This is a genomic window from Microbacterium sp. 2MCAF23, assembly GCF_052115565.1.
Taxonomy (GTDB): domain Bacteria; phylum Actinomycetota; class Actinomycetes; order Actinomycetales; family Microbacteriaceae; genus Microbacterium.
On sequence record NZ_JBFRGY010000001.1, the window covers coordinates 258,575 to 284,351 of the forward strand.

27 protein-coding genes are annotated in these 25,777 nt (G+C 69.7%); 18 read left to right on the plus strand and 9 right to left on the minus strand.

The features are described from left to right. Positions 1-136 precede the first annotated feature (136 nt). From AB4078_RS01255 to AB4078_RS01295, 9 genes are all read left to right on the plus strand, one after another. A complete protein-coding gene (locus AB4078_RS01255) occupies positions 137-235 on the plus strand; it encodes a 30S ribosomal protein bS22 (RefSeq protein WP_003792170.1) in 99 nt (32 codons plus the stop codon). A 126-nt stretch (positions 236-361) separates the two neighbouring features. After that, positions 362-664 (plus strand): rhodanese-like domain-containing protein, encoded by a 303-nt coding sequence (locus tag AB4078_RS01260; protein WP_441975658.1) that lies wholly within the window; start codon positions 362-364, stop codon positions 662-664. After that, positions 661-975: a glutaredoxin family protein gene (locus AB4078_RS01265; RefSeq protein ID WP_440734890.1), complete on the plus strand. Its 315-nt coding sequence runs from the start codon at positions 661-663 to the stop codon at positions 973-975. The genes AB4078_RS01260 and AB4078_RS01265 overlap by 4 nt, the downstream gene beginning before the upstream one ends. Continuing rightward, positions 972-1,274 carry a Dabb family protein gene (locus tag AB4078_RS01270; RefSeq protein ID WP_441975659.1) on the plus strand — a complete coding sequence of 101 codons (303 nt, stop codon included), beginning with the start codon at positions 972-974 and terminating at the stop codon, positions 1,272-1,274. Before AB4078_RS01265 ends, AB4078_RS01270 begins: the two co-directional genes overlap by 4 nt. Before the next feature lie 233 nt (positions 1,275-1,507). Next, the gene (locus tag AB4078_RS01275; RefSeq protein ID WP_440734892.1) at positions 1,508-2,329 is read left to right on the plus strand and encodes a basic amino acid ABC transporter substrate-binding protein; all 822 of its coding nucleotides are present in this window, start codon (positions 1,508-1,510) and stop codon (positions 2,327-2,329) included. Between the two features lie 34 nt (positions 2,330-2,363). Beyond that, positions 2,364-3,161, plus strand: a complete 798-nt coding sequence (locus tag AB4078_RS01280; RefSeq protein WP_441975660.1) for an amino acid ABC transporter permease — start codon at positions 2,364-2,366, stop codon at positions 3,159-3,161. After that, a complete protein-coding gene (locus AB4078_RS01285; RefSeq protein WP_440734894.1) occupies positions 3,158-3,913 on the plus strand; it encodes an amino acid ABC transporter ATP-binding protein in 756 nt (251 codons plus the stop codon). Before AB4078_RS01280 ends, AB4078_RS01285 begins: the two co-directional genes overlap by 4 nt. 194 nt (positions 3,914-4,107) lie before the next feature. Then, positions 4,108-5,409 carry an alpha/beta hydrolase gene (locus AB4078_RS01290; protein WP_441975661.1) on the plus strand — a complete coding sequence of 434 codons (1,302 nt, stop codon included), beginning with the start codon at positions 4,108-4,110 and terminating at the stop codon, positions 5,407-5,409. Then, positions 5,406-7,868 (plus strand): bifunctional lysylphosphatidylglycerol flippase/synthetase MprF, encoded by a 2,463-nt coding sequence (locus AB4078_RS01295; protein ID WP_441975662.1) that lies wholly within the window; start codon positions 5,406-5,408, stop codon positions 7,866-7,868. The genes AB4078_RS01290 and AB4078_RS01295 overlap by 4 nt, the downstream gene beginning before the upstream one ends. A gap of 128 nt (positions 7,869-7,996) precedes the next feature. On the opposite strand, the gene AB4078_RS01300 is transcribed toward AB4078_RS01295, so the two are convergent. Genes AB4078_RS01300 through AB4078_RS01315 form a run of 4 tightly spaced genes read right to left on the minus strand, consistent with a single transcriptional unit; the run spans position 7,997 to position 11,968 of the window. After that, entirely contained in the window at positions 7,997-9,085 is a 1,089-nt protein-coding gene (locus tag AB4078_RS01300) for an ABC transporter ATP-binding protein (protein ID WP_440734897.1), read from the minus strand. Further along, positions 9,082-9,879 (minus strand): ABC transporter permease, encoded by a 798-nt coding sequence (locus AB4078_RS01305; RefSeq protein ID WP_441975663.1) that lies wholly within the window; start codon positions 9,877-9,879, stop codon positions 9,082-9,084. The genes AB4078_RS01300 and AB4078_RS01305 overlap by 4 nt, the downstream gene beginning before the upstream one ends. Next, positions 9,876-10,826 (minus strand): ABC transporter permease, encoded by a 951-nt coding sequence (locus tag AB4078_RS01310; protein ID WP_441975664.1) that lies wholly within the window; start codon positions 10,824-10,826, stop codon positions 9,876-9,878. The genes AB4078_RS01305 and AB4078_RS01310 overlap by 4 nt, the downstream gene beginning before the upstream one ends. Continuing rightward, positions 10,823-11,968: an ABC transporter substrate-binding protein gene (locus AB4078_RS01315; protein WP_441975665.1), complete on the minus strand. Its 1,146-nt coding sequence runs from the start codon at positions 11,966-11,968 to the stop codon at positions 10,823-10,825. Before AB4078_RS01315 ends, AB4078_RS01310 begins: the two co-directional genes overlap by 4 nt. A 257-nt stretch (positions 11,969-12,225) precedes the next feature. On the opposite strand from AB4078_RS01315, the gene AB4078_RS01320 reads away from it, so the two are divergent. Continuing rightward, a complete protein-coding gene (locus tag AB4078_RS01320) occupies positions 12,226-12,687 on the plus strand; it encodes a hypothetical protein (protein ID WP_441975666.1) in 462 nt (153 codons plus the stop codon). Positions 12,688-12,703: 16 nt separating this feature from the next. On the opposite strand, the gene AB4078_RS01325 is transcribed toward AB4078_RS01320, so the two are convergent. Beyond that, positions 12,704-13,222: a GNAT family N-acetyltransferase gene (locus AB4078_RS01325; protein ID WP_440734902.1), complete on the minus strand. Its 519-nt coding sequence runs from the start codon at positions 13,220-13,222 to the stop codon at positions 12,704-12,706. A gap of 117 nt (positions 13,223-13,339) precedes the next feature. Continuing rightward, a complete protein-coding gene (aspS, locus tag AB4078_RS01330; RefSeq protein ID WP_441975667.1) occupies positions 13,340-15,139 on the minus strand; it encodes an aspartate--tRNA ligase in 1,800 nt (599 codons plus the stop codon). 137 nt (positions 15,140-15,276) lie between these two features. Between aspS and AB4078_RS01335 the strand changes: the two genes are divergently transcribed. Further along, positions 15,277-15,672, plus strand: coding sequence for a DUF5684 domain-containing protein (locus AB4078_RS01335; protein ID WP_440734904.1), 396 nt, complete (start codon positions 15,277-15,279; stop codon positions 15,670-15,672). Positions 15,673-15,691: 19 nt separating this feature from the next. Next, a complete protein-coding gene (locus tag AB4078_RS01340) occupies positions 15,692-16,315 on the plus strand; it encodes a histidine phosphatase family protein (RefSeq protein ID WP_441975668.1) in 624 nt (207 codons plus the stop codon). Between the two features lie 39 nt (positions 16,316-16,354). On the opposite strand, the gene AB4078_RS01345 is transcribed toward AB4078_RS01340, so the two are convergent. Both AB4078_RS01345 and kynA read right to left on the minus strand, forming a co-directional pair. Then, positions 16,355-17,263: a hydrolase gene (locus AB4078_RS01345; RefSeq protein ID WP_441975669.1), complete on the minus strand. Its 909-nt coding sequence runs from the start codon at positions 17,261-17,263 to the stop codon at positions 16,355-16,357. Continuing rightward, entirely contained in the window at positions 17,260-18,123 is an 864-nt protein-coding gene (gene kynA, locus AB4078_RS01350; RefSeq protein ID WP_441975670.1) for a tryptophan 2,3-dioxygenase, read from the minus strand. The genes AB4078_RS01345 and kynA overlap by 4 nt, the downstream gene beginning before the upstream one ends. A gap of 235 nt (positions 18,124-18,358) precedes the next feature. Here kynA and AB4078_RS01355 point away from each other — a divergent pair, with 235 nt between their 5' ends. Continuing rightward, the gene (locus tag AB4078_RS01355; RefSeq protein WP_441975671.1) at positions 18,359-19,249 is read left to right on the plus strand and encodes an EamA family transporter; all 891 of its coding nucleotides are present in this window, start codon (positions 18,359-18,361) and stop codon (positions 19,247-19,249) included. A 31-nt stretch (positions 19,250-19,280) separates the two neighbouring features. Here the strand turns inward: AB4078_RS01355 and AB4078_RS01360 are convergent, their stop codons facing one another. Then, complete coding sequence (locus tag AB4078_RS01360; RefSeq protein WP_441975672.1) at positions 19,281-20,027, minus strand: GntR family transcriptional regulator; 747 nt, start codon at positions 20,025-20,027, stop codon at positions 19,281-19,283. Positions 20,028-20,200: 173 nt separating this feature from the next. Between AB4078_RS01360 and AB4078_RS01365 the strand changes: the two genes are divergently transcribed. The 5 genes from AB4078_RS01365 to AB4078_RS01385 all read left to right on the plus strand — a co-directional run bounded on the left by AB4078_RS01365 (position 20,201) and on the right by AB4078_RS01385 (position 25,777). Then, positions 20,201-21,127, plus strand: coding sequence for a phosphate/phosphite/phosphonate ABC transporter substrate-binding protein (locus AB4078_RS01365; protein WP_441975673.1), 927 nt, complete (start codon positions 20,201-20,203; stop codon positions 21,125-21,127). Between the two features lie 75 nt (positions 21,128-21,202). Continuing rightward, positions 21,203-22,054, plus strand: a complete 852-nt coding sequence (gene phnC / locus AB4078_RS01370) for a phosphonate ABC transporter ATP-binding protein (RefSeq protein WP_441975674.1) — start codon at positions 21,203-21,205, stop codon at positions 22,052-22,054. Next, positions 22,051-23,790 carry a phosphonate ABC transporter, permease protein PhnE gene (gene phnE, locus AB4078_RS01375; RefSeq protein WP_441975675.1) on the plus strand — a complete coding sequence of 580 codons (1,740 nt, stop codon included), beginning with the start codon at positions 22,051-22,053 and terminating at the stop codon, positions 23,788-23,790. Before phnC ends, phnE begins: the two co-directional genes overlap by 4 nt. After that, positions 23,787-25,058 carry a TIGR03364 family FAD-dependent oxidoreductase gene (locus AB4078_RS01380; protein ID WP_441975676.1) on the plus strand — a complete coding sequence of 424 codons (1,272 nt, stop codon included), beginning with the start codon at positions 23,787-23,789 and terminating at the stop codon, positions 25,056-25,058. Before phnE ends, AB4078_RS01380 begins: the two co-directional genes overlap by 4 nt. Beyond that, positions 25,055-25,777: an HAD-IA family hydrolase gene (locus tag AB4078_RS01385; RefSeq protein WP_441975677.1), complete on the plus strand. Its 723-nt coding sequence runs from the start codon at positions 25,055-25,057 to the stop codon at positions 25,775-25,777. The genes AB4078_RS01380 and AB4078_RS01385 overlap by 4 nt, the downstream gene beginning before the upstream one ends.

Sequence of the window (25,777 nt, forward strand, 5' to 3'; positions counted from 1 at the left end):
GCCGCGGAGCGTCCCGAACGCTCGTGCGTCAACGTCGGCGGCGCCGTGCGCTAGACTGTTCCGAGGCATTTTTTCATGCCCCGATCCCGGGCATCGTCCGTGTGCGACGCCCAGCCCCTGACTTAGTGAGGTTTCCGTGGGTTCTGTCATCAAGAAGCGCCGCAAGCGCATGGCGAAGAAGAAGCACCGCAAGCTGCTTCGCAAGACTCGCCACCAGCGCCGCAACAAGAAGTAAGCGGCCGCGCGTAGCGCGCAAGTCACTGAGCGCCCCCGATCTTCGGATCGCCGGGGCGCTTCGTGCATTTCCGGCACCGATGGTCCGGCGCGCCCGCGGACACGGGCGTCTGGAAGAATCGGATCCATGAAGACGATCACCGTCGCCCAGCTGGCCGAGCGCACCGAGACGCCCCTCATCGATGTGCGCGAGAGGAACGAGTTCGCCACCGGGCACGTGCCCGGCGCCGTGAACCTGCCGATGTCGGAGCTCGGAGACCTGCTGCATGAGCTTCCGGACGGCGCGTTCGACGTGATCTGCCAGCTCGGCGGGCGCTCGGCTCGTGTCGTGGAGGCCCTCGAGGCCCGCGGCTACGACGCCACGAACGTGGAGGGCGGCACGGCCGAGTGGATCGCGGACGGACGCGCGATCGAGACCCCCGCGCTGTGATCGCACTGACTCTGATCGGCAAGCCCGACTGCCACCTGTGCGACGTGGCGTCGGACGTGGTCGACGCGGTCGTCGCCGAGCTGCCGGATGCGCTCGCCGAGGACATGGAGATCACCGAGCTGTCGATCCTCGACGACCCCGTCCTCTACGAGAAGTACTGGGAGAAGATCCCCGTGCTCCTCATCGACGGGGAGCTGCACGGCCACTGGCGCATCTCCCCGGAGCGGCTGCGCGAGGCCCTCGCCGAGAAGGCCGGCGCAGCGGGAGATGCAGGACGAGCCGCGGACGCGGCGGAAGGAGAGAAGCGATGACGCTGCGGCATGTGGTGACCTGGAAGATGGCGACGACGGATCCCGCCGAGCGCGCGGAGCATGCCGCGGGGGTCGCCTCACGGCTGGAGGGCCTCGTCGGCGTCGTGCCGTCGATCCGCGCGCTCACCGCCGGTGTGAACGCTCTCGCGATCGACGGCAACTGGGATGTGACCCTGATCGCCGACTTCGACGATGCCGCGGGCCTGGATGCGTACCAGGTGCACCCGGCGCACCAGGAGGTCGTGGGCTATGTGCGCTCGGTCTCGGGCGGACGTTCGGCCGTCGACTTCGAGGTCTGACTAGCGGGGGGATCGGGCGTCACCGGACAGTCTCCCCAGGCATCGTCTCGGATCTCAGACATTCTGGACGGCCCGGAAGAGCCGAGAACCGCGGGAATCCGCGGCTTCCGACCTGCCGATACCGAACCGAGACGCCTTCGAGACTCTCGGTGTTACACGGCGGTAACCGCACCATGTCAAGATTGTCGGCAACCCGCACCAGGACGCCCGCGTCCTCGACACAGGAGTCGCACATGGAACGTCGCTCGAAGATCGCCTACGGACTCGCCCTCGCGGCGGCCACCACCCTCGCCCTCGCCGGCTGCTCCGGCAGCGGCACCCCGTCCGAAAGCGGGTCCACCGCAGCCGCCGGCGCGGACTACGGTCTCGTCACGGCCGGCACGCTCACGGTGTGCTCGGACATCCCCTACCCGCCCTTCGAGTTCGAGGGCGGTGACAACGGCACCGGCTACACCGGGTTCGACATCGACATGCTCGGCGCGATCGCCAAGAAGCTCGACCTGAAGCTCGCCGTCCAGGACGTGGGCTTCGACGCGCTGCAGTCCGGCACCACGCTGGCCTCCGGCACCTGCGACGTCGGCGCATCGGCGATGACCATCACCGAGGACCGCAAGAAGAACATCGACTTCTCCGACCCGTACTACGACTCCCTGCAGTCGCTGCTGGTGAAGACCGACTCCGGCATCAAGGACATCAACGGTCTGTCCGGCAAGAACGTCGGCGTGCAGCAGGGAACCACGGGCGAGAGCTACGCCAAGGAGCACGCCAAGGGCGCGAACCTGGTGCAGTACCCCTCCGACGGCGAGCTGTGGCCGGCGATCCAGGCCGGGCAGATCGACGCCATCCTGCAGGACCAGCCGGTGAACCTCGAGCACGAGAAGGCCGACAAGTCGTACAAGATCGTCGAGACGTACAACACCAAGGAGTCCTACGGCTTCGCGTTCCAGAAGGGCCAGAAGACGGCTCTGCTGAAGGCCGTCAACGGCGCGCTGAAGGACCTCAAGGACAGCGGCGAGGCCAAGAAGATCTACGACACGTACTTCACCGCCAAGTGATCGCCACACGGTCGGCGACGGGAGGATCTCGGCGATGGCGTTGAGACGCACTCAGAAACAGAAGCTGTACCGCTACTCGGTCTACGTCGTGCTGATCGCGATCGTCCTGTGGGTGGCGTTCACCGCGAACTGGGCCAAGCTCGGCCCGCTGTTCTTCAACCCGGCGGTCGCGGCCAAGATGCTCCCGAGCATCGTCACCGTGGCGCTGGTGAACACGCTGTGGTTCACGGCGGTGGCGTTCGCGGGCGGTCTGCTGCTCGGCGTGTTCCTGGCGCTGCTGAAGATGAGCAGCATCGGACCCTTCCGGTGGATCGCCACGGCCTGGATCGAACTGTTCCGCGGTCTTCCCGCGATCCTGACGATCTTCGCCATCGGGTTCATCGTGCCGATCGCGGCGGGGGTGCCGGGGACCAAACTCGGCGGCCCCGTCGTGCTGGGTCTCGTCGGCCTGATCCTGGTCGCCTCCGCCTACATGGCGGAGACGATCCGCGCAGGGCTCCAGGCGGTGCCGAAGGGCCAGACCGAGGCCGCGCGTTCGCTCGGCATGTCGCCCATGAAGACGACCTTCTGGATCGTCGTGCCGCAGGGTTTCCGGATCATCATCCCGCCGCTCACGAACGAGTTCGTGCTGCTGCTCAAGGACACGTCGCTGCTCTTCGTGGTGGGCACGTTCATCTGGTCGAAGGAGCTCACGACCTTCGCCCGTGACGCGAGCACGCAGAACAGCAACGGCACGCCCCTGATCATGGCCGCGATCCTGTACCTGATCGTGACGATTCCGCTGACCCGCTTCACCGCGTGGCTCGAGCGTCGGATGGCGAGGGAACGATGAGCACCGACCTGATCAACCTGAGCGCGCCCGCGATCGACATCCGCGGGCTCGTGAAGAGCTACGGCGACAACGAGGTGCTCAAGGGCATCGACCTGTCCGTGCATGCCGGGGAGGTCGTCTGCGTGATCGGCCCTTCCGGATCCGGGAAGTCGACGCTGCTGCGCTCGGTGAACCTTCTGGAGCAGCCGACCGGCGGGGAGGTCCTGATCGAGGGGATCGACGTCACCGACCCCGACGTCGACATCGACCGGGTGCGCACCCGCATCGGCATGGTGTTCCAGAGCTTCAACCTGTTCCCGCACATGTCGGTGCTGGGCAATCTCACCATCGCGCAGCGGCAGGTGAAGAAGCGCAGCAAGGCCGAGTCGGACAAGGTCGCGAAGGCGATGCTGGAGCGCGTGGGCATGGCGCACAAGGCCGATGCCTTTCCCGGTCAGCTCTCCGGCGGCCAGCAGCAGCGCGTCGCGATCGCACGGGCGCTGTGCATGAACCCCGACATGATGCTGTTCGACGAACCCACGTCGGCGCTCGACCCCGAGCTCGTCGGAGAGGTGCTGCAGGTGATGCGCACGCTCGCCGATGAGGGCATGACCATGATGGTGGTCACCCACGAGATGGGCTTCGCCCGGGAGGTCGGCTCGCGCCTGATCTTCATGGACGGCGGGCACATCCTCGAGGAGGGCGACCCCCGCGAGGTGCTCGCGAACCCGCAGCACCAGCGCACGAAGGACTTCCTCGCGCGCGTGCTGTGAACCCGTGCCTCGGGGCGACCCCCGAGGCGCGGGAGCCGGACGCTGTGAGACGCGCCGGGGGACTTATGCGCCCCCGGCGCGTCTCATAGGCTTCTCCAAGCCCGGTCAGAGCGCCGGCACCGGTTCTGCCAGGTCGGCACGGATTACGATGGGTCGTCGCCCCGTCCGGAGGCGGGAAACGGAGCACGCCCTTCATGCCGCGCTGGTTGCTGGAGCTGGATCTCGCCGACGGGCCGGTGCCGTGGATCATCTGGGGGCTCGCTGCCGCGGGCCTCGTCGCCCTTCTCATCCGGCCGCTGCGACGGCGCTGGATCGTGCGCGCCTCGATCGCGGTGGTGGCAGGCGCACTGATCGGCTGGTTCCTGGTCGTGTTCGTGGACGTCGCCGACGTCTTCGGCGTTCCGATGCCGGGCGCTGTGCACTGGTGGACGACCGCGGGGTTCGCCGCGATCGGTCTCGCGATCGCGAGCCTGTGGGATTCGCACTGGTGGCGCAAGGTCGTCGCGATCGTGACGGTGATCGGCTCCGTGCTGTCCATGGGCATCGGCGTCAACCAGGCGTTCGCTCTGGATCGCACGCTCGGCGACATCCTCGGCATCAACACGCTGGGTCCTCTCACGCACTTCGCTCCTCCGCTGCCCGGCAAGGCCGATCCCGCCCAGCCGCTCGCGGACACGTGGACACCGCCGGCCGACATGCCTGCGCACGGCCGTTACGGCGCGCTCATCGGCGCCAACGCGCTGAAGTCCTCCGCGGGCTTCCGGCCCAGGGCGGCCACCATCTACCTGCCACCGGCCGCCCTGGTCAAGGATCCGCCGCCGCTGCCCGTCGTCGTGTTCATGATGGGCCTTCCGGGCTATCCGAACCCGCATCCGATGGTGGACGTCATGAACGAGTTCGCCGCGAAGCACGACGGCCTCGCGCCGATCGTGATCATCGCCGACCAGCTCGGCGCGCAGGATCAGAATCCGGGCTGCATCGACTCCGCCGCCTACGGGGGCGTCGAGACGTACTTCAACACCGACATCCCGAACTGGATCCGCGGACATCTGCGCGTCCTGCAGGATCCGAAGTACTGGACCATCTCGGGTTACTCCAACGGCGGAGCGTGCGCGTTCATCTACGGCGCACGGCATCCCGACATCTGGGGCAACATCGCCACCGCGTCCGGTGAACCATGGTCGGGCTTCGGGGATCCGAAGTCGGTGGAGAAGGCGTTCCGGGGGGACAAGGCCCTGTTCGACGCGAGCAAGCCGCAGGCCATCCTCGCCGAGCACCCCGGCGCCTACGACGGGCATTACGCGATCTTCGCCGCCGGAGCGCTCGACAAGAAGTACGGACCCGCGAACAAGGTGTCGGCCGGCCTCGCCGAAGCGGCCGGATTCACCACGACCTACTATCTCGTGCCGAACGCCACGCACACCGGGCCGGGGCTGCGGGGCGGCCTGGAGAAGGCCTTCGACGTGCTGTATCCGCACCTGGGGCTCGCCCGATGACCGCCTGGCGCGAGACTGCGGCGGCCGTGGGCCGCAGGGCAGGGCGCTATGCGCGCAGCCATCCGTTCGCGATGGTGCTGAGCGTCCTGCTGCTGGTCAGCGGTCTGGTGCTCGGTCCGCTGCGGGGTCATCGCCCCGTGGGAGTCGGGCTCAGTCCGCTCGCGTTCGGCCGGGAGCGCGAGTGGTGGACGCCGCTGACCGCGCTGCTCGTGCCGGACTCGTGGGGCGGCCTGCTGCTGGCCGGGCTGCTCGCGCTCACGCTGCTGGCCTACGCGGAGCGGTTGATGGGAACGTGGCGCGTCGTCGGCGCCTTCCTCATGACGGGCATGCTCGGCGGCCTGCTCGGTCTGGGGATCCAGTCGCTGGCGTGGTCCTGGGGGCAGGTGTGGGCGCGCGTGGACGCGCGAGGCGCCGTGCTCGATCCGTCGATCGGAATACTCGGGGCGATCATGGCGGGCAGCGCCTTCGCCCCCGCGCTGTATCGACGGCGCATCCGCCTGCTCGGCCTCTCGCTGCTGGTCACCTACACGCTTTACGGTGGCGATGCGGACAGCGTGTACCGGCTGCTGGCCGGGCTGACGGGCCTTGTGCTGGGCGTGATCCTCACGAGCGGCCGACCTCGGCCCGCCTGGTACCGCAGCTCCTACCGCGAGACCAGGACCCTCATCGCGGCGATGGTCGCCGTCACCGGCCTCGGCCCGCTGATCGTGTTGCTGACGGGGGTCGGCATCGGGCCGCTGGCGCCGGTGGTCGCGGGCCTCCGCGGCGTGGACATCTCCGGGATCACCGACGCCTGCGCGCGGAACAACGCGTCGGCGCACTGCGTCGCCGGAGTGAGCACGGCGGTCGCCGCCGGCACCGGTGTGGTGCTGATGAGCCTGGTGCCGCTGCTGCTGAGCCTCATCGCCGCGTGGGGCCTGCGCGCGGGACGCCGCGCGGCCTGGTTCCTTGCGATCGGCGTGAACGCCGTGATGGCGCTGCTCACGGGGCTCAGCGTGGCCGCGCACTCGCTCAAGGAGCCGACCGACGTGGTCGAGATCGACCGCCAGTTCCCCGGCTTCTCCGTGCTGGCGATCCTCATCCCGGTCGGGATGTGCATCGTACTCGCGATCACCCATCGCCGGTTCGCGGTGCGCGCATCGCGCCGCGCGGTACGGCGGTTCTCGCTCACGATCGGGATCGCCTTCGTCGTGCTGGCCACCGCGAACATGATCCTGGTGTCGGTCGTCTCGCACTCGCCGTCGTTCTGGTCCGCCCTGGGCACCACGCTGCGTCGCTTCCTGCCCACCATCATCGGCCACCCCGGCGGGCGCACCCCGCTCACCGGATTCGCGCTCGCACTGCACCGCGATGTGGGAGCGCTGTTCTGGCTCGTCTTCGCGATCGCCATGGTGGGGCTCCTGCTCGGACGCTCGCGCAGGACGGCGGACCACGCGGAGCGCTTCCGCACCCAGCTGCGCACCACGGACGGCGGCACCCTCGGGTTCATGGGCACGTGGGAGGGCAACGAGCACTGGTTCACGGCGGACGGCCGCGGTGCCGTGGCCTACCGCGTGGTCAACGACATCGCGATCGCGGTGGGGGATCCGGTCTGCACCGCGGGAGACACCGCGCAGACCATCCGCGGGTTCCTGGACTTCTGCGACGCGAACGCCTGGACGCCCGTCTTCTACAGCACGCATGAGGAGTTCGCCCCGGCCTTCCGGGAGCTCGGCTGGAAGAGCATCTCGGTGGCCGAGGAGACCGTGGTGCCGCTCGAGCGCTTCGAGCTGACCGGCAAGGTGTGGACCAAGGTGCGCCAGCCGTACAACCGCGGACAGCGCGACGGGCTGACCACGCTGTGGACCACGTGGGAGCAGCTGCCCGCCGGGCTGGTCGCCCAGCTGGACGCGCTCAGCGAGCAGTGGATCGCGGAGAAGGCGCTGCCGGAGATGCGCTTCACCCTCGGCGGCATGGACGAGCTCAGGGATCCGGAGGTCGAGATCCTGCTCGCGATCGGACCGGAGGGCGAGCTGCAGGCGGTGACGAGCTGGATGCCCGTATGGCGCGAGGGGCGGCTGATCGGACGCACCCTCGACTTCATGCGCCGCGCGGATGGTGCGATGCCGGGCGTGATGGAGTTCGCGATCGCCTCGGCGGCGCTGCACATGAAGGAGCAGGGGCTCGAGGTGATGAGCCTCTCCGGTGCGCCGCTCGCGCAGACCGTCGACGGCGACGCCGACGCGGACCCCGCGATCACCCGGCTGCTGGGCTGGTTGAGCCGGGTGCTCGAGCCCGCCTACGGCTTCGCCTCGCTGCTGCGCTACAAGGGCAAGTTCAACCCCGAGTACCGCCCGATGCGTCTGTTCTACGCCGACAACGGGCAGCTGCCCGCGATCGGCCTGGCGATCGGCCGTGCGTACCTTCCGAACGCGTCGCCGGCCGAGTACATGGCGCTGGCGCGGTCGCTCGCGGGCTGAACCTCGGGCGGGATTCGAGACGCAGGTGTTCACGGTCCCGGGGGAGGACCACGTCGGATCCTCCCCCAGGGGCTGCTGATGACGTTCGGCGCGCTCTACCCGCACCTCGGCCTCGCGCCTGCCGCAGGCTAGCCGGCCTGACGCACCGCCACCGGTTCGGGATCGACCGCGAGCCCCACGATGTCGCCGTACTGCGGGTGGATCCGCGCCGCGTGCTGCACGCGCACGAGCAGGCCATCCTCGGTGCGCACCAGCGTGCGTCGCATGCTCCCGAGGAACATGCTCTCCTCGACCGTTCCGGTCACGGCGGCCCCGGCGGGCTCGACCAGGCGCACGTTCTCCGGCCGCAGCAGCACGTCCACCTCGCCGGTCGCCGGGAGCTGCAGCGGGATCTCGGCGCCCCACACCCGCACGTTCGCGCCGTCGGCGACACCGCGCGCCACGCTGGACAGCCCGACGAAGGATGCGACGTGCGCCGTGGCGGGGCGCAGGTAGAGCTCCTCGGGCGTGCCGATCTGATCGATCCGGCCGGCGTTCATCACGGCGATCCGGTCGGAGACGCTCAGCGCCTCCTCCTGGTCGTGCGTGACGAACACCGTCGTGATCCCGAGTCGCAGCTGCAGCCGGCGGATCTCGTCGCGCAGCTGCACGCGCACCTTGGCGTCCAGCGCCGAGAGCGGCTCGTCCAGCAGCAGCACGCGCGGCTCGGTCACGAGCGCCCTGGCGAGGGCCACGCGCTGCTGCTGACCGCCCGAGAGCTGGTGCGGGTACTTGTCGGCATGCGCGTCGAGCCCGACCAGGGCCAGCGCATCCAGAGCGCGCCGCCGGGCCTCGGCGGTGGCGACCTTGCGCCGGCGCAGGCCGAACGCGGTGTTGTCCACCACGCGCAGGTGCGGGAAGAGCGAGTACGACTGGAACACCATGCCCAGGTCGCGCTTGTTCGTCGGCACGCCGGAGACGTCCTTGCCGCCGAGCAGCACGGCGCCGCCGTCCGCCTCCTCGAGGCCTGCGAGCACGCGCAACAGGGTGGTCTTGCCGCAGCCGGAGGGTCCGAGCAGGGAGACGAACTCGCCGGGCGCGATGTCGAGGTCGATGCCGTGCAGCACCTGGGTGCGGCCGTAGCTCTTGACGATGCCGTCGAACTGGACGCGGGTGCCGTCGGCCCGATCCGCGAGCAGGGGGTTGTCCGCGGTGCGGGGGAGCGCGATGTCGCTCATGAGTCGGCCTTTCCAGACCGGCCGCGGGCGGCCCGTCCGATGATGAGGAGCAGGAGGAAGCTGAACGTCAGCGCCATCAGGGCGAACATCGCCGGGGCCCAGCCGTCCTGCTTCTGCACGACGACGAGCGCGGTCTGCAGCACATCGCGGTTCAGCAGCGACGCGATCGTGAACTCGCCGAGCACGACCGCGATGGACAGGAGGGATGCGGCGAGCAGACCCTGGCGCAGATTCGGCGCGAGCACGCGCAGCACGACCGTGCCCCACCCGGCGCCCAGGGAGCGGGCCGCTTCGGCGAGGGTGGTCATGTCGACGGCGTCGATCGACGCCTGGATGGAGCGGTACGCGAAGGGCAGCACGGTGATGCCGTACGCGAAGGCGAGCGTCCAGGCGCCGGTGCCGAAGGAGCGCCCGATCTGCAGGTAGATCGGCGTGAGGCCGACCACGAGCACGATCGCCGGGATCGAGAGCGGCAGCAGCACGACGAACTCGAACACCGGGCGCAGCCGGGGGAACCGCAGGTTCACCAGGATCATCGTCGGCGCGAGCACGAGCAGCACGATGAGGACGGTGACGATCGCGAGGATCAGCGAGTTGCCGAGGCCCGTCCAGATCGGCTGGTAGACCGCAGCCTTCGCGGGATCGCCGAGGCCGGCCCAGTGCGAGAGGGTGAACGCGCCGTCCTCACCGCGGAACGTGTAGGCGAGGGTCGCGACGAGAGGGATCAGGAAGAACAGCCCGACCAGGATCCCGATGATCCATCGGGTGAGCGCGGATGGGGCGAGCCGGTTCATGCCTGCCACCTCGCTGCCCGGCGCTGGACCAGTGAGTACAGCCACATGACGATCCCGACGACGACGATCATGCCGAGCGCCAAGGCGCCGGCGAGGTTCTCCCTGCCCAGCACGGTCTCGCTCGTGAGCGCGGCGCGGATCTGCAGCGGCACGATCTGCGATCCCTGGCTCGCGAGGGCGGCCGCCGTCGCGTAGGACGAGAACGCGTTGGCGAACAGCAGCAGGAAGCTCGCGAGGAACGACGGGGCGAGCACGGGGATCCCGATGCGCAGCCAGAAGCTCGCGCGGGTGCCGCCGAGGGTGACGTTGGCCTCGGCCCACTGCGGCTTCAGCGCCGAGAGGGCGGGCATGAACGTGATGACCATGAGCGGGATCTGGAAGTAGAGATAGGGCAGGATCAGTCCGGGCAGCTCGTAGATCCATGGGCCCCGGGCGAACAGGTCGATGCCGAACGCGTCCTTCATCAGTCCGGTGACCACGCCGCGCAGTCCGAGGGTGGCGATGAACATGAACGCGAGCATGACGCCGCCGGTCTGCGCCAGCACGCCGCTTGCGGCATCCACCACCGTGCGCACTCCGCTGTCTGCGCGCAGACCCAGCAGGGCGTAGCAGACGAGGGCGCCGACCACCGCGCCGATCGCGGCAGTGAGCAGGGAGAGCCCGGCGGAGTTCGCGAAGGTGAGCATCACCGTCGGATCCCACAGGGCGGAGACGTTGCTCCACGTGAACGCTCCGGCCCGGGTGAAGAACCCCGTCGCGACGGCGAGGATGGTCGGCAGCACGAGGAACAGCAGCAGGTAGGCGGCGAAAGGTACGAGCCCGATGGCGGCGAGGCCGCGACGGAACAGGCTCGTCCAATGCCTTCCGGACGACCCGTGCCGGGCCGGAGCGCGCAGCTCCGACCCGGCACGGGATGCGGCGGGCGCCGCAGCGGTGTCGGAGATCACTGGACGGCCGCAGCCCACTTCTCGCCGAGGAGCTTGCCGGCAGCGGTGCTCTGCGCCTCCGTCGGCACGACCGTCTCCTTGGGAGCGGCGGGCAGGGCAGCGGCGAGCGTCTTGTCGACCGTGCCGGCCTTGGTCATCGCGTCCATGCGCACGGGGCGGGCGCCGCCCTTGAGCCAGAGGTTCTGGCCCTCGTCGCTGTAGAGGAACTCCTGCCACAGGCGCGCGGCGGCCGGGTGCGGGGCCGCCTTGTTGATCGCCTGGTTGTAGTAGCCGGCGTAGCCGGTGCCGGGCAGGACGACCGTCTTCCAGTTCTTGTTGTCCTTGACGTGCGCGGCGTTCAGGTAGTCCCAGTCGAAGACGACAGGGGTCTCGCCACTGGCGACGGTCGCCGTGGTGACGTCCACCTTGAGCAGGTTGCCGGCCTTCTGCATCTCGGAGAAGAAGTCGATGCCCTTCTGGTAGTCGTCGAGCTTCCCGCCCGACTGCACCGTGGCGAGGCCCACGGCGGCGAAGGCGGCGCCGGCCTGGGTCGGGTCGCCGTTCAGCGCCACGGCGCCCTTGTACTCGGACTTCTTCAGGTCGGCCAGAGTCTTCGGCTCCGGGAACTTCGAGGAGTCGTAGCCGATCGACATGTAGCCGCCGTAGTCGCCGGTGAACAGGCCGTCCTTGTCCTTCAGCTCGGCCGGCACCTCGTCCCACTTCTCGACCTTGTAGGCGGCGAACTTGTCGGTGTTCTGCAGGGTCACGGTGAGACCGAGGTCGAACACGTCGGGAGCCGTGTCCAGGCCTTCGTTCGTCTTCGCGGCCTGGATCTCTTCGGCGCTGGACGCGTCGGGGGTGGCCTCGTTCACGGTGATCTTCGGGTACTTCTTGGTGAAGGCCGCGAGGATCTCGCCGTAGTTGGCCCAGTCGTGGGGGAGTGCGATCACGTTGAGCTTGCCCTCGGCCTCGGCGGCCTTCTCGAGGTCGGCCAGGGTGCCGAAGTCCTTGAGGGAGGTGGCGGTGGCGGCCTTGACGCCCGAACCGCCCGAGCTGGTCGGGTCGGCGGAGGCGGATCCGGAGCAGGCGGAGAGCAGGAGCGCGGCGCTGGTCGCGAGCGCGATGCCGGCGCCGATGCGCGCACGACGGTTGCTGATGAGCATGTTTTCCTCTCGGTGTCCGGCGCAGCCGCCGGGGTCGGGTCGAGAGGGAATGTACGGCGGTGGAGTTACCGGTGAGGCGGACCGGGGTGAATGCGGGGTGAACGATTCGAGTCCAGGGCGGGTGGGACCCGGATCCGTCGTCGTGCCTGATCCTTCGTCGGGCCGGGTCCGTTGTCGGGCCGGGTCCGTTGTCGGGCCTGATCCGTCATCGGGAACGGCGCACTGCATGTCGGGGCCCGGTCTGGTTGGATCGGAGCATGAGCACTCTTCCCGACGCCATCGAGCTCGACGGCGCCACCCTGATCCGGATCGACGCGCCGGAGGACATCGCCTGCTGGACCGCGGGGGTCGAGGGCGGGGAGGGCGGCTGGACGGTGAGCGTCATCGCGGAACCGGCCGAGGAACCCAGCGCGGAGGCGCGCGAGACGGCCCAGGGCGTCGTGACGGAGTTCGCGGCGCTCACCGAGTCCGCGATCCGCTACCTGGTGGACGAGTTGGCGGGGCCGCGCGGCGCGCTGTCGGACGCCGATCGGGCGCGGCTCGCAGAATCGGAGCCGCCGTTCGGTGCGCCCGAGGCGGTCGTGTGGCAGGACGGGACGTGGATGATGCGGTTCGCGGAGTGCGGCCTGAGCATCGGCGACGAGTACGGCGTGGGCGTCATGTTCGCCGGCCGCACCCCCGTCGCGGTCGAGGACCTGTCAGATCCGGACGAGGCCTGAGCGCCGGTCGATTTCGTCACCCCCTGAGGGGCGCGTTGTACTTGAAGCCCTTGTGGGATCCGGCGAATCCGAGGCGCTCGTAGAAGCGGTGCGCCTCGACGCGCTGCGCATCCGAGGTGAGCTGCACCAGCGGGCTGCCCAGCTCGACGGTCGCGACTTCCATGATCCAGCGCATGAGGGCGGATCCGACGCCGCTCGAGCGCAGATCGGAATGCACCCGCACCGCCTCGACCAGCAACCGGGTTGAGCCGCGGCGGGACATCCCGGGGATGCGCGTCAGCTGGAAGGTGCCGACGACCGCGCCGTCGTGCTCGGCCACGAGCAGGTCGTTGGAGTCGTCGGCGAGCACCGACTCCAGGCCCGCCGCGTAGGCAGGCAGGTCATCGTCGGAGGCGGTGTCGCCGCGCGCCGCGCTGATCGCGTCGTCGGCGAGCAGTGCGACGATCGCGCTTGTGTCGTCCGTGTGCGCCCGGCGCAGCGTCACCGGCCCGATCCGGGTGTCGAGCGGGACCGGAAGCGTCAGATCGGCGAGCATGGTCCGATCCTTTCACGCCCGATCGCGGGCGCTCTGCACGGAGAAGAGCGCTTTCGCTCGGACGGAATCCGGGGATCCGTCCGAGCGAAGCGCGCAATTCCGTGTGAAGCGATCGGCTCAGGCCTCCGCGAGCGCCGGTGCGTCGACCGGCTCGGCCACGGCGTCGACGCCGGCCTCCTTGCGCTGCTCCGGGGTGATCGGCGCCGGGGCTGCGGTCAGCGGGTCGAAGCCGTTGCCGGTCTTCGGGAACGCGATGACCTCGCGGATCGACTCGGTCTTCGAGAGGTGCTGCAGCACGCGGTCCATTCCGAGGGCGATGCCGCCGTGCGGCGGAGCGCCGAACTTGAACGCGTCGAGCAGGAAGCCGAACTGCTCCTGCGCGACGTCGTCGGCGAGGCCCATGACCTCGAAGACGCGCTTCTGGATGTCCTCGCGGTGGATGCGGATGGATCCTCCACCGAGCTCGGAGCCGTTGCAGACGATGTCGTACGCGTAGGCGAGAGCGGATCCGGGGTCGGTGTCGAAGGTGGCCTCGAACTCCGGCTTCGGCCCGGTGAAGGCGTGGTGCACGGCGGTCCAGGCGCCGGCACCCACGGCGACGTCGCCTGAGGCGACCGCGTCGGCGGCCGGCTCGAACATCGGCGCGTCGACGACCCAGGTGAAGGCGAAAACGTCAGGGTCCAGCAGACCCAGGCGGCGGCCGATCTCGACGCGTGCGGCGCCGAGGAGGGCACGGGAGTCCTTGACCGAACCGGCGGCGAAGAACGCGCAGTCGCCGGGCTTCGCGCCCACGAACTCCGCGAGACCAGCCTGCTCGGCCTCGCTCAGGTTCTTCGCGACCGGGCCGCCCAGGGTGCCGTCCTCGTTGAACAGGACGTAGGCGAGGCCGCGGGCGCCGCGCTGCTTGGCCCAGTCCTGCCAGGCGTCGAGCACCTTGCGGGGCTGCGAGGCGCCGCCGGGCATCACGACCGCGCCGACGTAGTCGGCCTGGAACACGCGGAAAGTCGTCTCGGAGAAGTATTCGGTCGCCTCGACGAGTTCGAGTCCGAAGCGCAGGTCGGGCTTGTCGGACCCGTACTTCGCCATCGCGTCGGCGTAGGTCATCCGCGGCAGCGGGGTCTGCACCTCGACACCGATGGTGGCCCACATCGCGCGGATGACGGCCTCCATCATCTCGATGACGTCCTCCTGGTCGACGAAGGACATCTCGATGTCGAGCTGGGTGAACTCGGGCTGCCGGTCGGCGCGGAAGTCCTCGTCGCGGTAGCAGCGCGCGATCTGGAAGTACTTCTCAACGCCGCCGACCATGAGCAGCTGCTTGAACAGCTGCGGGCTCTGCGGCAGGGCGTACCAGCTGCCCGGGTGCAGGCGTGCGGGCACGACGAAGTCGCGGGCGCCCTCCGGGGTGGAGCGGGTCAGCGTCGGTGTCTCCACCTCGACGAAGTCACGCTCGTGCAGCACGTCGCGCAGGGCCTTGTAGACCTTCGAGCGCAGCTGCAGCGGCGCGATCGCGGCGGGGCGGCGCAGGTCGAGGTAGCGGTGCTTGAAGCGCACGTCCTCGCCGACCGGGTCGGTCTCGGCGAGGCCCGTGGAGACCTGGAACGGCAGCGGGGCCGATTCGTTCAGCACGACGACGTCCTGCGCCACGATCTCGATCTCGCCCGAGGGCAGGTTCGGGTTCTCGTTTCCGGCCGGGCGGCGCGACACCTCGCCGGTCACCTGCAGCACGAACTCGCTGCGCAGCGGGTGCGCGATCTCCTCGTCGCGGATCACGATCTGGGCGATCCCGGATCCATCCCGAAGATCGATGAAGGCCACTCCTCCGTGATCACGACGGCGATCGACCCACCCCGCAAGGGTGACGGTCTGACCGATGTGCTCGGCTCGCAGTGAGCCTGCCGTGTGGGTGCGAAGCACGGAATACGCCTCCAACTAGGGAAAAGGGAACCCCGCCATTCTACGGGGACGCGAGGAATCCCTCGTGGGGAGGACGAGCGCATCACTAGACTCGCGGCAGGCACCACCCATCGAATCGACCCTGGAAGGCGCTACACATGCACATCCTCCCCACCGAAGACCCGACCGACGCCGCGGGCAACATCTACGCCGCGCTGTTCTCCGGCGCGAACATCACGGTCTCGCTGATCTTCTACGTGATCGTCGTGATCGCGCTGTGGAAGGTCTTCACCAAGGCCGGTCACCCCGGCTGGCTCGCGATCATCCCGATCGTCAACCTGATCTTCCTCATCAAGATCGCGGGCCTGAGCGGCTGGTTCGTGCTGCTCTACCTGATCCCGATCGTGAACATCGTGATGTCGATCATCGTGGCGATCAAACTCGGCAAGAACTTCGGCAAGAGCGGCGTGTTCTCGTTCTTCCTGCTCTGGCTGTTCTCGTTCATCGGATACTTCATCATCGGGTTCGGTTCGGCTCAGTACCGCCGCGCCTGAGCGGACGTCATCCGAGCTGATGCCCGCGGAACGTCTGCACCTCGTCCGGCACGGCGAGGTCTTCAACCCTGCGCACGTGCTGTACGGGCGACTGCCCGGCTATCACCTCAGCGAGGCGGGTCGGCGGATGGCCCAGGCCGCCGCCGACCACGTCGCGGCGATGGACCGTCCTGTGACCGCGCTGCGGTGCTCACCGCTCGAGCGCACGCAGGAGTCGGCCGAGCCGTTCACCGCCCGTTTCGGACTGGTTCCAGGGCTCGATGAGCGCATCATCGAGCCCTGGAACGTGTTCGAGGGCACGCAGATGCGCCGCGCCCTGATGAACCCCTGGAACTGGCGGCATCTGCGCCGACCCTCCGTGCCGAGCTGGGGCGAGCCGTACGTCGCCGTGGCCGCACGGATGCGCGCCGCCATGGACGAGGCGTGGCACGAGGCCCCGGACGGCGACGTGGCGTTCGTCTCGCATCAGGCGCCGATCTGGATCACGCACCTGTCAGTCGCGGGTCTGCCGTTGCGGCACGACCCGCGCACACGCCGGTGCGCGCTGTCGAGCGTCACGTCCTTCGAGCGCGTCGGCGACGTGTGGCGCGAAGTCGCCTACGCGGAGCCGGCCGCGGCCGGCATCGACCTGGGGGCGGTCTGACCCACGCCTGCGGCGTCGCCCGAAGCGCGGGCTGGGCGCCTATCGGGCGCCCTCAGGCGATGTCAGATGCTCGGACCGCGTAGGTCCGTACGCGTGGGGGCGCCCGTGCGGGCGCGCCGCCCCGTGCGGGTGCGGCACGGGCTCGAGACCGAACGGATCCGCGTCGCGGGCGGGAAGCAGGAACCGGCGTTCCGTGGTCGCCGCGACCGGGACGAGCGCGCGGATCAGTGCAGCCCCGCGCACGCCGGCCTCGCGCAGCGCCTCGACCTCGGCGGGGTTCAGGCCGACCGGCTGATCGCCGTTGCCGAGATCGGTCCCGTAGCGCACCGTGCCCCCGTGCGCGTGGAAGCGGCGCAGGTTGTCCAGGGCGATCGCGCGGGCCTCGCCCTCGTGGATCGCGAGTGTGGAGATCCACGCGATCCGGCCGGCCTGGGCGGACACCTCGGCGTTGCTCAGTCTCTCGGTGAACGGGGTGTGCGCGAGGGCTCTGACGCCGAGCCGCGGCATGCGCTGCGCCTCGCCGGGGCCCTCGGCATGCGCGACCACCGGCAGGCCGTGACGATCGGCGATGCGCACGATCGTCTGGAGCAGGTCATCGCCGAAGACGGGGCCGGCCGTGCTGTTGCTGGCGACCTTGATGACGGAGGCTCCGGCCGCCTTCATCTCGACGACGGCGGCTTCGGCCGCGTCGGTGTCGGCGATCTCGCGGAAGGATCCCTCCGGCGCCCAGCTCCGGTCGGAGGGGTACCCGCCGACCGGGGTCAGGAACGCTCCGGCGAAGGAGACCGCGACGCCCGGCGGATCGGCGGCGATCGACGCGATCGTCGCGGGAGCGGATCCGAGATCCAGCACCCGGCCGAGCAGACCGCCCCTGAGGCGTTCGTGATCGGCCAGTTGCAGGTGCACGTGGTGGTCGGTGAAACCGCCGATGTAGGAGCCCTCGGTCACGGCTGCCTGATCTCTGTGCGCACCGCGTACAGCTCGGGGAAGAACGTCAGATCGAGGGCGCGCTGCAGGAAGTCGACGCCGCTGGACCCGCCCGTGCCGACCTTGCGTCCGATCGTGCGGGTCACCGTGCGCAAGTGCCGGAAGCGCCAGAACTGGAAGTTGTCCTCGACATCGACGAGCTCTTCGCACGCCTCGTACAGATCCCAGTGATCGTGCGGGTTCTCGTAGATCTCGGTGAGCACCGGCACCAGCGAATCGTGCATGCGGTACGGCTGGCGCACGTCGCGATCGAGGATCTCCGTGGGGATCGGCAGGCCGCGGCGCGCGGCGAACCGCAGGAACTCGTCGTACAGAGTCGGTCGCTCGAACTCCGCGGTGAGCATCGCGAGGTTCTCGGGGTGGGAGCGGAACACGCTCAGCATCCGCTCGTTCTTGTTGCCGAGCGCGAACTCGACGGCGCGGTACTGCACGGACTGGAACCCCGAGGAGTTGCCGAGGTCGCCGCGGAACTGCGCGTACTCGGTGGGCGTGAGCGTCGCGAGCACCGACCACTGCTGGGTGAGCACCTCTTGGATGTGCTTCACCCGCGCCATGTGCTTGAGAGCCGAGCGCAGGTCGTCCTCGGCGAGCCGGTCGCGCGCGGTGCCGAGCTCGTGCAGCACGAGCTTCAGCCACAGCTCGGTGGTCTGATGCTGGATGATGAACAGCATCTCGTCATGGTGCTGGGGCACGCTGACCGGGTGCTGCGCGCCGAGAAGGCGATCCAGGTCGAGGTAGGACCCGTAGGTCATCCGATCCTTCAGATCGGTGACGATGCCCTCTTCGAGCGCGCGCTCGTTCTCGGTCCTCGTGTCCGGCACAGGGCGACCTCCTTGTCGTGGAACCTGTTCAGTATTTCACCGGCGGTTCGGAAGCGTCTGTGACCGGTGCCTCCGGCGCGGCTAGGCTGATCTCGACAGCGCCTAGGGTTCCGGGGTCCGCCCGACTGGTCCGAGCGGCGCCACGTCGGGCTTTCGTGGGCCTGGCGTCATCTGAACGGACAAAAGCCTGGAGGAACCACGTCCGTCGCGCCCGCGCCGGACCGAAGGTTCCCCCATGTCTCTTCTCGCATTCGTCCTCGTATTCTCCGCGGCTGTCGCGCACGCGAGTTGGAACGTGCTCGCCCACGGCGTGAGCCGCGCCGGCTACCCGTTCCTGTGGTGGGGCGCGGTCTCCAGCACCCTCGTCTGGCTCGGCGCCGTGCCGCTCACCGGCGGCATCGGCACGGGGGATCTCGGCGGGTTCGTGCGGGGCGTACTCGTGTCGAGCGTGCTGCATGTGGCCTACATGGTCGTGCTGCAGCACGGCTACCGCGTCGGCAACCTTTCGACGGTCTATGCCACGGCGCGCGGGACGGGGCCGTTCCTGTCGGTCATCATCGCGATGGTGCTGTTCGGCGAGCGGCCCGCGCCGATCGCGCTGGTCGGCGTCGCCGTGGTCATCGCAGGGATCGTCGCGATCGGCTTCGTGGATCGGGCGGGATCGGCCGACTTCGAGAACTCGGGCGTGCGTTTGGCTCGCCGCCGGATCGATCCCGGGCTGCTGTTCGGCCTGCTCACCGGAGTCGCGATCGCGGTCTACACGATCTGGGACGCCTTCGTCGTGCGCTCTCTGGCGCTGAACCCGGTGACCTTCATGGTCGGCACCACCCTCGTGCAGATCCCGTTCTACACGGTGGCGGTGCGCGGGCGCTGGGCGGCGCTCGCCGCCTTCGGGCGCAGGGAGTGGCGCCGGATCCTGGCCTTCGGGATCCTCTCGCCGCTGTCCTACATCCTCGTGCTCCACGCGATCAGGATCGCCCCTGTCGCCCTCGTCGCACCGCTGCGCGAGGTGAGCGTGGTGCTGGTGAGCCTGTTCGGCGCGTTCGTGCTGCGCGAAGGACGCCCGGGTTGGCGGGTCGGCGCCTCGGCCGTCGTCGTCGCCGGGATCGCGCTGCTCGCCGTGTGAGGCCGCGCGGTCTCGACCGTCGGCGACGCGCTCAGCCACCCACCGCGCGGAGATACTGGCCGTCGGGGGAGATGCCGGATCCGGAGACCGTGAACCGTACGATGCTGGAGAGGTAACGGTCCTCGCTGGCCTCGAAGATGCGGCCTTCCGCATCGCGCGAGGTGCGGCTGAGGCGCAGGATCGGAGTGCCCTGCGGCACCTCGAGCAGCGCCGCGTCCTGTTCGTCGGCGGCGACGGCGTCGATCTCGTGCTGGAGGCCCACGATCGGGTGGCCCTGCGAACCCAGGAACTCCGTGATCGAGATCGCATCGGTGTCGACGCTGAAAAGCAGGCGGCCGACCTCCTCGGTGTAGAACAGTCGCTCGAGCATCGTGGGGCGGTCGTCGAGGAAACGGAGCCGCACGACGCTCACGATCGTGTCGCCGGGGTCCACGCCGAGGGCCTGGCCCTTCTCGGTTCCCGCCCTCCGCAGACTCAGCTCCTGGGTGCGGGCTCCGGGCCGGGCGCCCAGATCGCGGGCCCAGCGCGTGAACGGCACGGACACGTCGACGGCCTGCGTCGCCTTGCGCTCCACGACGCGCGCGGGCCTTCCTCGGGCGGTTTCGATGAGCCCCTCCGCGCGGAGAGCGGCGAGAGCGTTGCGGATCGGGCCGCGCGACGTGCTCCAGCGCTCGGCGAGCTCGGCCTCGGTCGGCACGGCATCGCCGGGGCGCAGCGCACCGGACGCGATCCGGGCGCGCAGATCGTCGGCGATCTGGGTGTAGACAACTTCAGGCACGTAGGCATACTACTTCGTCGCGCCGGCCGGGCGCGCCCCTGTTCCTGTGGAGTTCACTCAAGCGAATCGCGGGTGAACAGTCGGCGAACAGTGCCGAGGTAGGTATACATCTCGGCCGCGGCCTTGAGAGAGTCTTCGAGGATTCCCTCCGCACCTGAACCCGAAAGGTCCTCATGAAGCTTCGCGCTCTCACCGTCGCGGCCGGCGCCGCCGTGCTCGCTCTCGGTCTTGCCGCGTGTTCCGGCACCGCCGGCGCCGCCACGGGCACCGATGCGCCCGCCGCCGCGAACGGCGGCTACGCCGTCGACGCGAACACCCTCGTCTTCGGTGTCGTGCCCGACTCGGTCGACACGCAGACCAACTACCAGCCGCTCATGGACTACATCGCCAAGGAGACCGGCAAGAAGGTCGAGTACCACGAGTCGACCGACTACGCCGCGCTCATCGAGGCCGCCGTCGCCGGCAAGGTCGACGTCGCATCCTTCTCTGGCTTCACCTACATCACCGCCACCAACGCGGGCGCCAAGCTGACCCCGATCTCCTCGATCGTCACCAAGCAGGGCCAGGAGCCGGGCTACTACTCCGAGGCGATCGTGCCGAAGGGATCCTCGATCACCTCGATCAAGGACTTCAAGGGCAAGAAGGTCTGCTTCGTCGATCCGTCCTCGACCTCGGGCTACCTGTTCCCGAGCTACAACCTGCTCAAGGACGGCATCGACCCGAAGACGGGCGTCTCCCCGGTCTTCGCCGGAAAGCACGACGTCAGCGTGCAGAAGGTCGGCGAGGGCACCGAGTGCGAGGCGGGCTTCGCCGAGGACTCCGAGGTCGCCAAGAGCGACAAGGTCACCGTCGTCGACAAGACGATGGTCCCCGGCGCCCCGCTGGTCTACAACTCGGCCCTGCCGAAGGAGACCGCCGACAAGGTCGTGACCGCCCTCAAGGAGATCACGATCGACGACATCGTGAAGGTCGGGATCAAGGGCGCGGACAGCGACGCGTTCAAGGCGACCTTCTACGCCACCAAGCCGGTCGACGACAAGTACTACGACATCATCCGTGACATCTGCGAGAAGACGAAGGCCGACCAGTGCAAGAAGTGATCTGAGGATCCCTTCCCGGGCCGCCGGCTTCGTCCGGCGGCCCTCCTGCCTACCCCGAACCAGGAGCGCAACATCATGAGCACCCCCGCCTCGTCCGAGCCGGTCATCCGCATCGCCGGCGTCACGAAGCAGTTCGGCGCCACCACCGCCCTCAAGGGTGCGGACCTCGAGGTCGCGCGCGGCGAGATCGTCGTGCTCCTCGGGCTCTCCGGATCCGGCAAGTCGACGCTGCTGCGGCACCTCGACGGCCTGGAGACTCCGACGTCCGGCACCGTCGAGGTGCTCGGATCCTCCGTGCCCGCGCTCAAGGGCAAGGCGCTGCGGAGCCTGCGCAGCCGGGTGGGCTTCATCTTCCAGCAGTTCGAGCTGGTGCCGTCGCTGACGGTGCTGGAGAACGTGCTGACCGGCTCGCTCTCGTCCGTGCGCGGCCCGCGGCTGGGACTCTGGGGCTACTCCAAGGACGCGAAGCTGCGGGCGCTCGGCCACCTCGAGCGCGTGGGACTGCTCGATCGGGCCTACCAGCGCAGCGATACCCTCTCCGGCGGCCAGCAGCAGCGTGTGGCCATCGCTCGCGCCCTCATGCAGCGTCCCGAGATCCTGCTCGCCGACGAGCCGGTCGCCTCGCTCGATCCCGAGTCCAGCGACCAGGTCATGGCGCTCATCCGCGAGATCGCCGCCGACCAGGGCCTCACCGTGGTGTGCAGCCTGCACCAGGTCGACCTCGCGATCAGCTGGGCCGACCGCATCGTGGGCCTCCGTCATGGCGAAGTCGTGCTGAACACCTCGACCAACGGTCTCAGCAAGGCCGAGGTCATGGAGATCTACGGCCGGGTCGCCACGACCACCGCCGACCTCACCGCGGTGACCACCGAGCTCATCGAGCAGGGGATCGCGACGCCCGCTGCGCCTTCCGGAGCGCGCTCGTGACCGCAGTCGCAGCCCCTCGTCGCGAGGGCTATGTCGGCGGCCTGCTGGCGCGCGCGCCGAAGCGTCCGGTGTCGCCGGAGCGCATCGCGGCGGCGCTCACACTCATCGTGCTGGTCGGGCTCGGCATCGCCTCGCTGGTGCAGAGCGGCTTCTCCCTCGCCGGCGTCTTGTCGAGCTGGGGGAATGCGCAGCGCTTCATGACCCGTGTGGGGGCCCTGACGTTCCCCGCACCGCTCGACCTGCTCTGGCTGATCGCTCTCACGGTGGGCCTGGTGCTGGTCGGCACGCTCGTCGCCGCGGCGCTCTCGGTGCCGATCGCCTATCTCGCCGCCTCGAACACCACTCCCGGCCCCGTCTGGCGCGGCATCGCCCGGTTCATCGGCGTGCTCACGCGCTCGATCCCCGACGTGGTGCTGGCGATGGCCTTCGTGCTCATGTTCTCGCTCGGCACGCTGCCCGGCATCCTCGCGATCGGGATCCACTCGATCGGGATGATCTCCAAGATGTTCGCCGACGCGATCGAGCAGATCGACGAGGGCCCTCGCCTCGCGATCCGCGCCGCCGGAGGCACGAAACTGCAGCAGTTCACGGCGGGCGTGCTGCCGCAGGTGCTGCCCAGCTGGGTCGCGACCGTGCTGCACCGCAATGACATCAACCTGCGCGGCAGCGTCGTGCTCGGTTACGTCGGCGTCGCGGGCCTGGGCCTGGAGATGTCGTACGCGTTCAAGGCGCTCAACTACGGCCGCGGACTGGGCATCGCGCTCGTGATCTTCGTGCTCTGCGTCGTCATGGAGATCGTCTCCAGCGCCGTGCGCGGCGCGATGCTCGGCGAGACGGCGCAGACGCGTTCGTGGATCGACCGGATCCTGCACCCGCGCCTCCGCGCGGAGGCCGGGAGCGGGGCGGCCACCGCGACTGCGGCCAAGCCCGCCTGGGCAGCGTCACCGGCGACCGCCGTGCGCCGCCCCTGGACCCGCGAGCGCCGCCGCAACGCCATCGCCGGCTGGGTCGCCGTCGCGATCGTGATCGGCAGCCTGATCGTGTGCCAGATCCAGTGGGGCGACCTGATCACGGTGTGGGCGAAGATCTCGGAGACCGCAGCGAAGTTCTGGCCGCCCGACTTCGGCAACTACGACACGGCCGTGATGCTCGGCGCCATGCGCGACACGATCGCGATCGCGCTCGCCGCCACCGTGCTGACGCTGCTGCCCTCCCTGCTGCTCGGCTCCTTCGCCGCCCGCAACGTCGCTCCGAACGGCACCGTGCGCGGCATCGCCCGGTTCCTGCTCGTCGGCATCCGCGGCATCCCCGAGCTCATCCTGGCGATCGTGCTGATCGTGGTCACCGGCCTCGGGCCGACCGCGGGCATCGTGGCGCTGGCGATCGGTGGCATCGGCCTGCTCGGCAAGCTCGTCGCCGACTCGTTCGAGGAGGTCGACCGCGGCCCCGAGCGCGCGCTCCGCGCGGTCGGCGCGACCCGGATGCAGACCTACGCCGCCGCGACCGTGCCGCAGGGCACGCGCGCGCTCATCGGGCACAGCTTCTACATGCTCGACACGAACATCCGCGCGGCGACGATCCTCGGCATCGTCGGCGGCGGCGGGGTGGGCTACTACCTGCTGAACGCCGGGCAGGGCTCGCGCTACGAGGTCGTCACGGCGATCGTGCTGATGATCCTCGCCACGGTCCTCGTGGTCGAGGGGCTCGCGATGTGGATGCGGAGGGTCTTCCGATGAGGGATGTGAAGGCGATGACCGTCACGCCGGACGATCGGTTCGACGTCGCGATCGTCGGATCCGGCATCGTGGGCCTCGGCGCGGCGTATGCCGCGGTGCGTCGCGGGTTGCGCGTCGTGGTCGTGGACCGCACCGACCGGCCGGTGGGTGCCACGATCCGCAACTTCGGCCACCTCTGCATCGGCGCGCAGGACGGACCCGCCCGCGTCTACGGTGAGGCGTCGCGCAGCATCTGGTTGCGCCTCGCGGCCGACGCCGGCTTCTGGGCGCGGGAGAGCGGCACGCTGGTCGTCGCGCGTGCGCAGGACGAGCTGGCGCTGCTGGAGGAGGCCGCCCGGGCGGAGGATGACGAGGCCGCGGGGATCCGCGTGCTCTCGCCCGCCGAGGTGACCGCGCTCGCCCCCGTGCGCCCGGAGGTCGTGCGCGGTGGTGCGCTCGTGCCCGGCGATCTGCAGGTGAACCCGCGTGAGGCCGCCGGTGCGATCGTGCGGCACCTGGCCGCTCTCGGCGTCGAGTTCCGCTTCCGTACCGCGGTCACCGCGGTGCAGACAGGGCTCGTGCGCACGACCCGCGGCGACATCGCGGCGGCCGACGTGGTCGTGGCCGTGAACCACGACGTCGACCAGCTGCTGCCTGCTCTCGCCGAGCGCGCGGGTGTGGTCCGCTGCGCGCTGGACATGATGCGCGTCTCGGCCGATCTGCCGTCGCCGCTGCAGGCGCCTCTGCTCACCGGCTGGTCGCTCGTGCGGTACCGCCGCTTCGCCGGTCTGGGTTCGGCGGCGGGGCTGCGCGAGCGTCTGCACGCCGAGCGCCCGGAGCTGGCCGCGCTCGATCTGAACCAGATGTACACCCAGCTGCCCGACGGGACGCTGCTGCTCGGCGACTCGCACCACAAAGCCGTGCAGCCGGATCCGTTCCAGCCCGAGGCCGCGTTCGACGCGTTCCTCGCGGAGGCGCGCGAGCTCTTGGACGTCGGCGGCATGCGCGTGCTCGAACGCTGGCAGGGGGTGTACGCCGCCGCGGCCGAGGAGTTCCTCATCGAGGAGGTCGCACCGCGCGTGCTCGCGCTCGCCGCGACCACCGGCATCGGCATGACCACGGGGCTCGGCCTCGCCGAGATCGAGACCGCCCGCGTCTTCGGCTGGGGCGGATCCGGATCCGCGAATGTCGGCACGTCCGCCCTCGGCGGCACCCAGACCCCCGCCATCGTCGGCGGCGCAGGAACGACCGCCATCGTCGGCGGCATCGCACAGGAGGAGAACGCATGAACCCGCACACCCCGATCGAACTGGTCGTGCTCGACATGGCAGGGACCACCGTGCTCGATGACGGCGTCGTGGAGCAGGCGTTCCAGCGCGCTGCCGAGCGCACCGGGGTGGCCGCGCGGATCGGCTGGGACGAGGCGCTGCAGTACGTGCGCGACACCATGGGGCAGTCCAAGATCGACGTGTTCACGCACCTCGCCGACGGTGACGTGGAGTCCGCCGAGCGCGCCACGGCCCAGTTCGAGGCCGCCTACGCCGAGATCGTGACCGAGCAGGGCGCGACCGCGATTCCCGGTGCGGCCGACGCCATCCGCGCGCTGCGCGCCGCCGGCCTGAAGGTCTGGCTGACGACCGGGTTCGCCCCGGTCACCCGCGATGCGCTCCTGGATGCGCTGGCCTGGCACGACCTCGTCGACGGCGTGCTGAGCCCGGTCGACGCGGGCCGCGGTCGCCCCGCGCCCGACCTGGTGCTCACCGCGCTGCTGCGCGCGGGCGTCTCCTCGGTGCAGGCCGTCGCGGTCGCCGGCGACACCGTCAGCGACGTGCAGTCGGGTCGGCGTGCCGGCGCCGGCTTCGTGGCCGGCGTGCTGAGCGGAGCGCACGACGCCGTGGCGCTGGAGAGCGCCGAACCGGATGCGGTGCTACCCGACGTGACCACGCTGCTCGCGGCGCTCACCGAGCGCGGGCTCGTCCCGGCTCTCGCGCCGATCGCGGCCGGCTGA

What these genes read in the sequence shown, in the direction of transcription:
- AB4078_RS01260 (WP_441975658.1), top strand. Translation starts at nt 362, where the DNA reads ATGAAGACGATCACCGTCGCCCAGCTGGCCGAGCGCACCGAGACGCCC.
- AB4078_RS01270 (WP_441975659.1), top strand. Translation starts at nt 972, where the DNA reads ATGACGCTGCGGCATGTGGTGACCTGGAAGATGGCGACGACGGATCCC.
- AB4078_RS01275 (WP_440734892.1), top strand. Translation starts at nt 1,508, where the DNA reads ATGGAACGTCGCTCGAAGATCGCCTACGGACTCGCCCTCGCGGCGGCC.
- AB4078_RS01280 (WP_441975660.1), top strand. Translation starts at nt 2,364, where the DNA reads ATGGCGTTGAGACGCACTCAGAAACAGAAGCTGTACCGCTACTCGGTC.
- AB4078_RS01285 (WP_440734894.1), top strand. Translation starts at nt 3,158, where the DNA reads ATGAGCACCGACCTGATCAACCTGAGCGCGCCCGCGATCGACATCCGC.
- AB4078_RS01290 (WP_441975661.1), top strand. Translation starts at nt 4,108, where the DNA reads ATGCCGCGCTGGTTGCTGGAGCTGGATCTCGCCGACGGGCCGGTGCCG.
- AB4078_RS01295 (WP_441975662.1), top strand. Translation starts at nt 5,406, where the DNA reads ATGACCGCCTGGCGCGAGACTGCGGCGGCCGTGGGCCGCAGGGCAGGG.
- AB4078_RS01300 (WP_440734897.1), bottom strand. Translation starts at nt 9,085, where the DNA reads ATGAGCGACATCGCGCTCCCCCGCACCGCGGACAACCCCCTGCTCGCG.
- AB4078_RS01305 (WP_441975663.1), bottom strand. Translation starts at nt 9,879, where the DNA reads ATGAACCGGCTCGCCCCATCCGCGCTCACCCGATGGATCATCGGGATC.
- AB4078_RS01315 (WP_441975665.1), bottom strand. Translation starts at nt 11,968, where the DNA reads ATGCTCATCAGCAACCGTCGTGCGCGCATCGGCGCCGGCATCGCGCTC.
- AB4078_RS01320 (WP_441975666.1), top strand. Translation starts at nt 12,226, where the DNA reads ATGAGCACTCTTCCCGACGCCATCGAGCTCGACGGCGCCACCCTGATC.
- AB4078_RS01325 (WP_440734902.1), bottom strand. Translation starts at nt 13,222, where the DNA reads ATGCTCGCCGATCTGACGCTTCCGGTCCCGCTCGACACCCGGATCGGG.
- AB4078_RS01335 (WP_440734904.1), top strand. Translation starts at nt 15,277, where the DNA reads ATGCACATCCTCCCCACCGAAGACCCGACCGACGCCGCGGGCAACATC.
- AB4078_RS01340 (WP_441975668.1), top strand. Translation starts at nt 15,692, where the DNA reads ATGCCCGCGGAACGTCTGCACCTCGTCCGGCACGGCGAGGTCTTCAAC.
- AB4078_RS01355 (WP_441975671.1), top strand. Translation starts at nt 18,359, where the DNA reads ATGTCTCTTCTCGCATTCGTCCTCGTATTCTCCGCGGCTGTCGCGCAC.
- AB4078_RS01365 (WP_441975673.1), top strand. Translation starts at nt 20,201, where the DNA reads ATGAAGCTTCGCGCTCTCACCGTCGCGGCCGGCGCCGCCGTGCTCGCT.
- phnC (WP_441975674.1), top strand. Translation starts at nt 21,203, where the DNA reads ATGAGCACCCCCGCCTCGTCCGAGCCGGTCATCCGCATCGCCGGCGTC.
- AB4078_RS01380 (WP_441975676.1), top strand. Translation starts at nt 23,787, where the DNA reads ATGAGGGATGTGAAGGCGATGACCGTCACGCCGGACGATCGGTTCGAC.
- AB4078_RS01385 (WP_441975677.1), top strand. Translation starts at nt 25,055, where the DNA reads ATGAACCCGCACACCCCGATCGAACTGGTCGTGCTCGACATGGCAGGG.